General features: G+C 67.1%; 10 protein-coding genes. 4 read left to right on the top strand and 6 right to left on the bottom strand.

What is annotated here, in order from left to right:
• From PV762_RS09740 to PV762_RS09725, 4 genes are all read right to left on the bottom strand, one after another.
• Positions 1-338 (bottom strand): hypothetical protein (locus PV762_RS09740; protein WP_421034822.1); only part of this gene is annotated, 338 nt, incomplete at its 3' end.
• Positions 339-370: 32 nt separating this feature from the next.
• Positions 371-766 (bottom strand): MarR family EPS-associated transcriptional regulator, encoded by a 396-nt coding sequence (locus PV762_RS09735; protein WP_421034821.1) that lies wholly within the window; start codon positions 764-766, stop codon positions 371-373.
• Positions 767-832: 66 nt separating this feature from the next.
• Positions 833-1,963, bottom strand: coding sequence for a Wzz/FepE/Etk N-terminal domain-containing protein (locus PV762_RS09730; protein ID WP_421034820.1), 1,131 nt, complete (start codon positions 1,961-1,963; stop codon positions 833-835).
• A 4-nt stretch (positions 1,964-1,967) separates the two neighbouring features.
• Positions 1,968-4,013 (bottom strand): SLBB domain-containing protein, encoded by a 2,046-nt coding sequence (locus tag PV762_RS09725; protein WP_421034819.1) that lies wholly within the window; start codon positions 4,011-4,013, stop codon positions 1,968-1,970.
• A gap of 142 nt (positions 4,014-4,155) precedes the next feature.
• Here PV762_RS09725 and PV762_RS09720 point away from each other — a divergent pair, with 142 nt between their 5' ends.
• Positions 4,156-5,280: an MraY family glycosyltransferase gene (locus PV762_RS09720; RefSeq protein ID WP_421034818.1), complete on the top strand. Its 1,125-nt coding sequence runs from the start codon at positions 4,156-4,158 to the stop codon at positions 5,278-5,280.
• 74 nt (positions 5,281-5,354) lie between these two features.
• Positions 5,355-6,908: a DEAD/DEAH box helicase gene (locus PV762_RS09715; RefSeq protein WP_421034817.1), complete on the top strand. Its 1,554-nt coding sequence runs from the start codon at positions 5,355-5,357 to the stop codon at positions 6,906-6,908.
• Here the strand turns inward: PV762_RS09715 and PV762_RS09710 are convergent, their stop codons facing one another.
• Entirely contained in the window at positions 6,909-7,700 is a 792-nt protein-coding gene (locus PV762_RS09710) for an SAM-dependent methyltransferase (RefSeq protein WP_421034816.1), read from the bottom strand.
• Positions 7,701-7,735: 35 nt separating this feature from the next.
• Positions 7,736-8,347, bottom strand: a complete 612-nt coding sequence (locus PV762_RS09705; RefSeq protein ID WP_421034815.1) for a Maf family nucleotide pyrophosphatase — start codon at positions 8,345-8,347, stop codon at positions 7,736-7,738.
• A gap of 50 nt (positions 8,348-8,397) precedes the next feature.
• On the opposite strand from PV762_RS09705, the gene PV762_RS09700 reads away from it, so the two are divergent.
• Together PV762_RS09700 and rpmF are read left to right on the top strand one after the other, a co-directional pair.
• Entirely contained in the window at positions 8,398-8,961 is a 564-nt protein-coding gene (locus PV762_RS09700; RefSeq protein ID WP_421034814.1) for a YceD family protein, read from the top strand.
• Positions 8,962-9,177: 216 nt separating this feature from the next.
• On the top strand, positions 9,178-9,363 hold the full coding sequence (gene rpmF / locus PV762_RS09695) for a 50S ribosomal protein L32 (protein WP_067065736.1): 186 nt from the start codon (positions 9,178-9,180) through the stop codon (positions 9,361-9,363).
• The last annotated feature ends 107 nt before the right edge of the window (positions 9,364-9,470 follow it).

Below are 9,470 nucleotides of genomic sequence, written 5' to 3'. Positions count from 1 at the left end.
CTGTCGTTGAGCTCCGCGTACAGCAGAGTCGACAGCGACATGCTAAGCGTGTGCGCGATGTTGCGGGTCGCATGGACCGGGAACATGTGCCCGGTCATGCCTTCGACGTAGGGCATCAGCAGTTCAGCTCGGTCGTCGTGAACGCGGAAATCGAGGACCTCGGCGGCCCCGACGCGGGCCAGTCCCGTGTACAGCGGACGGAAATGCCGCTGTTTGGCGACATTGCGCTGAGCGCGGTTCAGGTCGGAACGGAAAGTCTTGCGCACGCACGACAGGTGGTCATGGTGGACGATTTCCAACTGGTCCAGGGAATGAGCAAACTGATTCAGGTCGATCATGACTTTCGCTGCTTGGGTCGCGATGAGAGGGCTCAGCGGCCCGTGTCGCGTCGCCGGGGCTTCGCGAAAGAGGGCGCGTCTGTGTCGTTGTCCCGACGCGAAACTTCCTTCCGCAGGGCCTCGATCTCGTGCTGAAGCTGTTCGAACTCCGCTTCCTTGATCGCCAGGAAGCGGCGAGCCAGGCGCATCTTGGCGTGCACGCCGCTGGGGGTCAGCAGATAGACATAGGCCAGCTTGTTGTCCACGCGGCGGAAATTGTTGACCTTCACCCAGCCCCGATCGATTACCGCGCGCATGCAGTAGTTGACCTTCCCGACGCTCACGCCCAATCGCTTGGCCAGGTCGCGCTGGTTGCTGTGAGTCTTGTCCTCGAGCTGCCGCAGCAGGGCATAGTCCAGCTCGTTTTCAGAAGGCGTGGGATCAGCCAAGAGTTGCCCGTTCAGGCGTTGAACGGGTGGCACTCTAACACGCTCGGCGCGAAGGCCGACAGCGCCTCAGACGGATGAGTAGCGGCGACGCAGGCCGCGAATACCGAAGATTGCCGTGAGCAGAAGTCCGACCACGATCGTGCTTGTGACGGCAATCGCGGCACGCCGAGGTTTGCTCTTGCGTTCAGGCGGCGTCGCTGCGTCCAACACCTGGATCAATGTGCCCTCACGCGCCTCATCCATCTTTGCAAGTTCAAGTTGCTTGGCGTAGATCTCGAACAGCGCTTCCTGATACTTGAACTCCCGGTATGCGGAGACGTAGTCCTGGTTGCTGCCCGCATCCAGCGGACGTTCGGATGCGGCCAACTGGGCGCGCAAGCCCGACAGCAGGGTTGCCTGCTGTTGCACTTCCGGCGCACTGTCTGCCAGGCTCTTGCGAAGGACACCGAGCCGGACTTCCGCTGCTGCAATGTCCGCCTTCGTTCGCGCGTAGGCCTCGGCCGCGGCCTTGGGCTCGCTCTTCAGTGCCCCGGCCGTGAAACCGGTCTTCTGCACCGCCAGTTGAGCAGTCTGCAGCGCGCCCTTTGTCTCCTGCAGCTGCTGCTGGAAGAACGCCCGACGCTGTTGCGCTTCCGTCAGCGCCAGGTTGTTGGTCACCCAGCGCAGTTCTTCCACATAGGCGTTGGCCATCTGGGCCGCACGGGCGGGATCCTTGTCGTCGACCTCGATCGTGATCAGGTTGTCCTTCTTGCCTGTGCTGATCCGGACGTTGTCTGAAAGGCCGTTCAGCGCATCGACGCGAAACTTCGCGGCGTAGAGATCCATCAGCTTGAAGCGGTCGATGATCCGATTGCCGACGGTGACGCTCTGCATGATCGAGACGTATTGGTCCGCAGGGCTCTTGAGCGCCGAGGATCCGCCTGCGAGTCCGGCCAGATTGCCCAACGAGGCGAGCGCGGCGGCGGCGGCATTCTGTTGCTGCTGCGGACTGACGATGACTGCGCGGGCAGTGAAGGTGGGGGCGATCAGGTGCGAGATGCCGTAGGCGATCGCTCCGCCGGCCAGAGCCAGCGCGGCGATTTTGCGAAAGTGCGGGCGAATGATCGCGACAAACTCGGAGACGCTGATGCCGTCCTGATCCATGTCGTCCTGCGAAGCCGTGGCGCTGATGTGGGCGGAAGAGTTGCTCGTCGACATGGCGTCAGTTCTTGATCGTCTGCAGAGCCGCGATGCCCAGGCCGAAGTTGGCCAGGATCTGTGTCCAGTCCTTGGCGTCCTGGATGAAGGTCGACTTATTCATCTGCTCCGGCACGAAGACCGTGTCGCCCGGAAGCGCTGGCAGGCCGGCGAGGTTGGAGCCGAAGCCCAGCCAGCCGCTGCTCGACTGGCGCGCGCTGACCACCGTTCCGTTCGCACGGATCACGAAGGCGCCGCTGGCGTCGGCCCCGCGGGTCGGTCCGCCGGCCAGCTTCATCACGTCGTCGACCGAGGCGTTGCTCTGGAGCAGGAAGCTGCCCGCGTTGAACACGCTGCCAAAGACACCCACGGTCGTGGGCTTGGACGGGATGAGCAAGCGGTCGCCATCCTCGACGGTCAATGTCGGCAACGCGCGCGCATCGGACTCGAGCTGCAGCACCACACGACCCGTCGGTCGCACGGCGCGCAGGCGCGCCACGAGCCGCTCGGTGCCGGCGGCGCGCTGAGCGTTGCCGGCGGCCTCGTCGGCCGTGGTCGCGCGTTGCGTGCTGCTGTTCTTGGTGAACTCCGTCTCCAGGTCGCGCAGGGCCCGGTCGTAGTTCTCCTGCTGAGACTGACGGACGCTCTCACGCGAGAAGTCCGTGCCGAACACATAGGCCTGCGACGTCAGGCCGCCGGCGGCCGCGATGGCGTCCTGCAACGTGCTCGTCGGCGGCATCACGTATTCGCCGGGACGGGCGACTTCGCCCTCCACCGTCACGCGCTTGTATTGCTTGCCCAGCGGCAGCGCCGTGTTGACGCTGCTGAAAACACGGATGACGTCGCCGTTGGTCACCGCCGTCTTCAACTGAGCGGGGAACTCCAACTCCCGCAAGCGACGAGCGTTGCGTTCGCTCAGTTGTTCGATCGAGACCCGCGAGCGGTCGGCAACGGCGCTGAAGCCGCCGGCCATCGCGAGCACATCGTCCACCGTCTCATTCGGCTTGAGTTCGAGAATGGACTGCTTGTTCACGCTGCCCAGCACCGCCACCTGCGGGCCGATCGGGCCAATGTGGATCACGTCCTCAGCCTGCAGCGCGCGGTCGCTCGCCTTGTCGCCCTTGAGCAGCAGGTCGTAGGCATCGAAGTTGGCGACGACCTGGCCGTTGCGGCGCAGTTCGATCTGGCGGAAGCTGCCTGCCGCCGACGGACCGCCGGCGCGGATCAGGCCGTTGACGATCGTGGCTAGGCTGCTGACGGTGTAGGCGCCGGGCTTCGCGGTGAAGCCGGTGACGTAGACGCGGATCGTGCGCAGCTTGCCCAGCGAGGTGCTGACTTGGAAGTTCTTGAACACCTGGGCGATGCGCGCGCGGACCACCTCGTTCAGGTCGCCGTAGCGCACGCCCGCCACCAGCACCGGTCCGACGCGCGGGATCGTCACGCGGCCGGCACGGTCGACGGTCAGCCGCAGGTCGGCATCGACCGAGCCCCATGCGGTGACCTGGATTTCGTCGCCCACTCCGATCAGATAGTCCGCCGGCGCCTGACGAGGGCCATCGGCCTCGCCGTTGGGGCCGCGCTGCTCGTCCAGCATGAGGTCCGCGCCGATGCGGCGGATCACCATGTCGGGGGTGACCATCTTGGTCTGCGTGAAGTTCTGCGACTGCTGTTGGGTACGTTGCGTCGACTCGTAGACTTCGGACTCGGCGCGCTTCAACTGGTCGATGACCTCCGGGTCCTTCAGATCGATGCCGAGCAGCTTGTTGACGTAGATCTCGAATTCGCCCGGCACATACCGAGGCGACCGGCTCTGCGAGGACTGTCCCGTTTGCTGCTGTTGCTGCTGCTGGGCCGCGTCCTGCGACGTGCGGTTCGTCGAGTTCAGCCGGACAGGCCCCGACAGTTCTGCGCCCTGGTCCGAAGTGGTTTGACCGTAACCCGTCTGCACCTGCGCAAAGGCCGGCGCCGCCATCAGGCAGGCGGCCAGCACCGCCAGCACGGGCTTTGCGAAGGAAGGGCGGGCGCGAGTCGTCGACACCGGCGAAGGGGCGCGTTGGGCGCGATATTCCATGCGTGATCTCGTCTCAGATGAACTTGGCCGCCCGCGACGGACCTGATGACCAGGGTGTCGGAGCGACCAGCGGCGCATTCTATGGCAGCACTGTTGCGCCAAAACCGCCGCCGCCCCGAAGCCGGTCGTTACACTGCCGCCCATGTTGTATTTGCTCATCCCGTTCGCGCTGGCGGCGGCGATCACGCTCTACGTCGTTCATTCGTCGACGGTGCATGGCCACTTTTCTGCGGACCACGACCTGTCCGGCCCGCAGAAGTTCCATGCGCGCCCCGTGCCGCGCATCGGCGGCGTCGGGATCTTCGCGGGCCTGTGCGGCATGGTCGCGCTCGCCTATTTCCTGAAGCACCCCCAGGCCCGCACCGGCTTGCTGCTGCTGCTCTGCGGCCTGCCCGCCTTCGCCGCCGGCCTGATCGAGGACTTCACCAAGAAGGTCTCCCCGCGCGAGCGGCTGATCGCCACCGCGATCTCCGCCGGCCTCGGCTGCTGGCTCCTGCAGGCCATGATCTCGCGCACCGACATCCCCGGCCTGGACTTCATCGTCGGAACCACCGTCGGCGCCGTGATCATCACCATCTTCGTCGTCGCGGGCGTGGCCAACTCGGTCAACATCATCGACGGCTTCAACGGCCTGTCCTCGATGTGCGTCAGCCTGATGCTGCTGACCCTCGCCTACGTGGCCTACCAGGTCGGCGACACCGAACTCGCGCTCTGGGCGCTCGCCGGCGTGGGCGCCATCCTCGGCTTCTTCGTCTGGAACTATCCCGCCGGCCTGATCTTCCTGGGCGACGGCGGCGCGTACTTCATGGGCTTCTATCTGGCGGAGATCGCCATCCTGCTGATCCACCGCCATCCGCAGGTGTCGCCGCTGTTCGCGCTGATGGTGTGCATCTACCCGGTGTTCGAGACGGTCTTCTCCATCTACCGCCGCCGCTTCCTGCGCAACACCAGCCCCGGCGATCCGGACGGCATCCACCTGCACTCGCTGATCTACCGCCGCCTGATGCGCTGGGCGATTGGCGCACGCGATGCGCGCCTGATGACGCGCCGCAATTCGATGACGGCGCCCTATCTCTGGACGCTGTGCCTGTCGTCGCTGGCACCGGCACTGCTGTTCTGGGACTCGACGCCGATGATCGCCGGCTGCATGGTGCTGTTCGGCATCGCCTATGTCGCGCTGTACTGGCGCATCGTGCGGTTCCGGACCCCGAAGTGGATGGTATTCCGCGGCGACCAGCGCAAGCTGACCGATCGTTCGGCGCAGTGATCCCGCAACGGTCCGCGTGCGCGGATCGGTGGTTTCCCGGGGCTTTCGGGGCGTTGGAGGATAATCCGCCGCTTATGACAGAAACCACCCCGACGCCCAACCCTCTTTTCGACACGCTGCCGCTGGACCCCAAGCTGCTGCGCGCCGTGTCCGATCAGGGCTACGCGACGATGACGCCCATCCAGGCCAAGGCGATCCCGATCGTCCTCTCCGGCCGCGATGTGATGGGCGCCGCCCAGACCGGCACCGGCAAGACCGCCGCGTTCTCGATCCCGCTGCTGCAGCGCATGCTCAAGCACGAGAACGCCTCGATGTCCCCGGCCCGCCACCCCGTGCGCGCGCTGGTGCTGGCCCCAACCCGCGAACTGGCCGACCAGGTCGCCAACAACGTCAAGGCCTACGCCAAGCACACCAACCTGCGCGTGGCCTGCGTCTTCGGCGGCATCGACATGAAGCCGCAGACGCTGCAGCTCAAGGCCGGCGTCGAGGTCCTGATCGCCACGCCGGGCCGGCTGCTCGACCACATCGAAGCCAAAAACGCCGTGCTCAACCACGTCGAGTACGTCGTGCTCGACGAGGCGGACCGGATGCTGGACATCGGCTTCCTGCCCGACCTGCAGCGCATCCTCAGCTACCTGCCCAAGGCACGTCAGACCCTGCTGTTCTCGGCGACCTTCTCGCCCGAGATCAAGCGCCTGGCGCAGAGCTATCTGCAGGAGCCGGAACTGGTGGAAGTCGCCCGCCCGAACGCCACGGCCTCCACCGTGGAGCAGCGCTTCTTCAGCGTCGACGACGACGACAAGCGCGCCGCGGTCAAGCAGCTGCTGCGCCAGCGCGAGATCCGTCAGGCGATCGTGTTCGTGAATTCCAAGCTCGGCGCGGCGCGCCTGGCCCGCACCTTCGAGCGTGACGGCCTGCGGACCGCCGCCCTGCACGGGGACAAGTCGCAGGACGAGCGCCTGAAGTCGCTGGAGGCGTTCAAGCGCGGCGAGGTGGACCTGCTGGTCGCGACCGACGTGGCCGCGCGCGGCCTGGACATCGCGGACCTGCCGGCCGTCTTCAACTTCGACGTCCCCTTCAATGCCGAGGACTACGTCCACCGCATCGGCCGTACCGGACGCGCGGGCGCCTCGGGCCTGGCCTTCACGCTGGTGACCAAAGGCGATGCGCGCCTGGTCGGCGAGATCGAGAAGCTGATCAAGCGCAAGCTCGACCTGGAGCCGATCGAGCTCGAGGGCGAGCGTCGCCGCTTCGACGGCGACCGGGGCGAACGCAGTGATCGCGGCCCGCGCGCCGATCGCTCCGATCGTGGGGGCGAGCGCGCGTCGCCAGGCGAGGGCGGCGGCGAGCGTCGCGACTTCCGTCGCGAGCGCGAGGACCGCCGCGACGAGGCTTACGGCTCGCAGGGGTCGCATTCGCATGCGCCGTCGCGCGCGCCGCGTCAGGCGTACGACCCGCTGTTCGACAAGCCTTACGAGGCAACCCAGGGCGGCGATGCGCCGGCCTGGGAAAAGGGCGCGGCCAACGCGCCGCGTGGCGGCCTGTCGGCCAACATCAAGCCGAAGAGGAAGGTCGCCGCGCTGTTCGGCGCCAAGCGTCCGCCGGTCACGGCCGACAGCGAATCCTGATCACCGCGCGCCGAGGATCGCGAACACCGCTGGCACCTTGTCCGGCAGCGACTTCGGCGCCTGGCGCCATTGCTCGACCGTCGCCGTGTAGGTCCACGCGTCCTTCAGGCTCAGTCCGCAACTGACCGACAGCAGCGAGCCCGGCTTCAGCGCGGACATCAGCGCCTGCAGCAGCGCGCCGTTGCGATAGGGCGTCTCGATCATCAATTGCGTCTGCTGCTCGCGCGCCGAGAAGGCGTCGAGCGCCTTGATGCGCGCGGTCCGCTCGGCGGCGTCGAGCGGGAGATAACCGACGAAGGCGAAGCTCTGTCCGTTCAGGCCGCTGGCCGCCAGGGCCATCAGCAGCGAGCTCGGTCCGGTCAGCGGCACGACCTGCACCTTCGCCGCGTGCGCGGCGGCGACCAGCTTCGCGCCGGGATCCGCGATCGCGGGCATGCCGGCCTCGGAGATCAGGCCGATGTCGTGTCCGACCATGGCCGGCTCCAGCAGCGCCAGCCAGAGCTTTTCTTCACTCGACGAGGCGATGACCGCGCCGGCCGCCTGACCGCGGCCCTTGGCCGGGCGGGGAAGTTCCTCGATGTGCTGCTCCTGCAAGGGCACCGCGAGCGGATGGATCGCGCCGACACGCTTCAGGAAGGCGCGGGTGGTCTTCGCGTTCTCTGCGGCCCAGTGCGTGATCGCCGCGGCCCGCGCGAGCACCGCGTCGGGCAGGACTTCGCGCAGGTCGACCTCCTGGCCGTTCATGCCGAAGTCGAGGGTGTTGGGAACGAGGAAGAGGCGGCCGCGGGTCATGGTTGTTCTCGGAGGACGGGTTCAGGAAAGCCGGTTCAGGGCAGCAGGCTCAGCACGTCCAGCCCGCCCTGGCGCAGCAGCGCGGCGGTGCGGATCAGCGGCAGCCCGATCAGCGCCGTCGGGTCGTCGGATTCGATCGCGTCCAGCAGTGCGATGCCCAGGCCTTCGGCCTTGGCGCTGCCGGCGCAGTCGTAGGGCTGTTCGGCGCGGAGATAGCGCTCGATGGCGTCATCGCTGAGCTCGCGGAAGCGGACGCGTACCGGGGCCAGGTCTTGTGCGACGAAGCCGGTCGCTTCGCAGACCACGGCCAGCGCCGTCTGGAACACGACGGTGCGGCCACGCATGGCGCGCAGCTGCTCGACGGCGCGCTCGTGCGTGCCAGGTTTGCCGATCGGTCGGCCGTCCAGGTCCGCGACCTGGTCCGACCCGATCACGAGCGCCTGCGGGAAGCGCTTCGCGACCGCGCGGGCCTTGGCCAACGCCAGCCGGCGGGCGAGGGCCTCGGGCGCTTCGGCCGGCAGCGGTGTCTCGTCGACGTCGGGGGCCGCCGTCTCGAACGGCAACCGCAGCCGTTCCAGCAACTCTCGCCGGTAGCGGGAGGTGGAGCCCAGGACAAGCGGGCGGACGAGCGGGGAAGCAGCGGTCATGAGCCGGGATTGTCCCATCGGGGCGGAGGCCGCTCGTACACTTGCGCCCCATGAAACCGCGTTCGTTCGATCCATTGAAGCTCGATGTCGGAGTCTTTGCCCGGGAGGGCGGCACGCTGGAGGGCGAGTGGCCCGCGACCAGCCTGACGCGCCTGGCCGAAGCGGCCGCGCCCGAGTCCGATCCGGCCCAGTGGCCGCCCGTGTCCTGGTCCACCCAGGGCGAGTTGCGCACGCCCAAGGGCGGCGAGCCGCAGGCGTGGCTCGAGCTGACCGCCGAAGCGCAGGTCGCGGTGACCTGCCAGCGCTGCCTCCAGCCGGTCCGCGAGGACCTGACGGTGTCGCGCTGGTTCCGCTTCGTCAAGGACGAGGACATGGCGGCGGAGATGGACATGGACTCCGACGACGACGTCCTGGCGCTCCCGCGCCACCTGGATCTGCGCGAGCTGGTCGAGGACGAACTGCTCCTGACCTTGCCGGTCGTGCCGCGCCACGAGGTCTGCCCGGAGCCGTTGCCGCACGCGAACATCGAGGAAGACGAACTGCCGGCGGAAGAACGTCCCAATCCGTTCGCCGCGCTGGCGGCGCTGAAGAAGGGCTCCGGCGGCAAGGCGTGACACCGGTTCGGTGCTGTGCTATAGTTTCCGGCTTTCCCGGATCGAAGTGCGTCCACCCGAATGTTCCACCCGAATGTATCGGAGTGGCCGTGCGGCCCGGGACCGAGGCGTCGGTAGCGGAACATCCTTGTCGGATCCGCGGTACAGCTCGAGTTCTCTCGAGAGCCCGAGCAACCTCGAATCACCAGCCAGCCGAAGCCTTTAGGAGAATCAACCATGGCCGTTCAGCAAAACAAGAAGTCCCCCTCGAAGCGCGGCATGCACCGCTCGCACAACGCCCTGGTCACCCCGGGCACCGCGATCGAGCCGACCACCGGTGAAGTGCATCTGCGCCACCACATCAGCCCCAACGGCTTCTATCGTGGCCGCAAGGTGCTGAAGACCAAGGCCGACGCCGCCTGATCGATTCGATCAGCCGGTCCGGAGGGCTCCCCGAGGCCTCCGCCTGGTCGCACAAACAAGTAGAGCCCGGTTCCGCATCACGCGTCGCCGGGCTTTCGCGTTTTTGA

It is taken from the genome of Mitsuaria sp. CC2 (genome assembly GCF_048957715.1).
Lineage (GTDB): Bacteria > Pseudomonadota > Gammaproteobacteria > Burkholderiales > Burkholderiaceae_C > Roseateles.
The sequence above is the reverse complement of the archived record's forward strand: the minus strand, read 5'-3'. Positions and strand labels throughout refer to the sequence as shown.

Bases quoted from the DNA above. Each gene is read 5' to 3' on its own strand.
- PV762_RS09720 (WP_421034818.1), top strand. From the start codon at position 4,156: ATGTTGTATTTGCTCATCCCGTTCGCGCTGGCGGCGGCGATCACGCTC.
- PV762_RS09715 (WP_421034817.1), top strand. From the start codon at position 5,355: ATGACAGAAACCACCCCGACGCCCAACCCTCTTTTCGACACGCTGCCG.
- PV762_RS09730 (WP_421034820.1), bottom strand. From the start codon at position 1,963: ATGTCGACGAGCAACTCTTCCGCCCACATCAGCGCCACGGCTTCGCAG.
- rpmF (WP_067065736.1), top strand. From the start codon at position 9,178: ATGGCCGTTCAGCAAAACAAGAAGTCCCCCTCGAAGCGCGGCATGCAC.
- PV762_RS09700 (WP_421034814.1), top strand. From the start codon at position 8,398: ATGAAACCGCGTTCGTTCGATCCATTGAAGCTCGATGTCGGAGTCTTT.
- PV762_RS09725 (WP_421034819.1), bottom strand. From the start codon at position 4,013: ATGGAATATCGCGCCCAACGCGCCCCTTCGCCGGTGTCGACGACTCGC.
- PV762_RS09705 (WP_421034815.1), bottom strand. From the start codon at position 8,347: ATGACCGCTGCTTCCCCGCTCGTCCGCCCGCTTGTCCTGGGCTCCACC.
- PV762_RS09710 (WP_421034816.1), bottom strand. From the start codon at position 7,700: ATGACCCGCGGCCGCCTCTTCCTCGTTCCCAACACCCTCGACTTCGGC.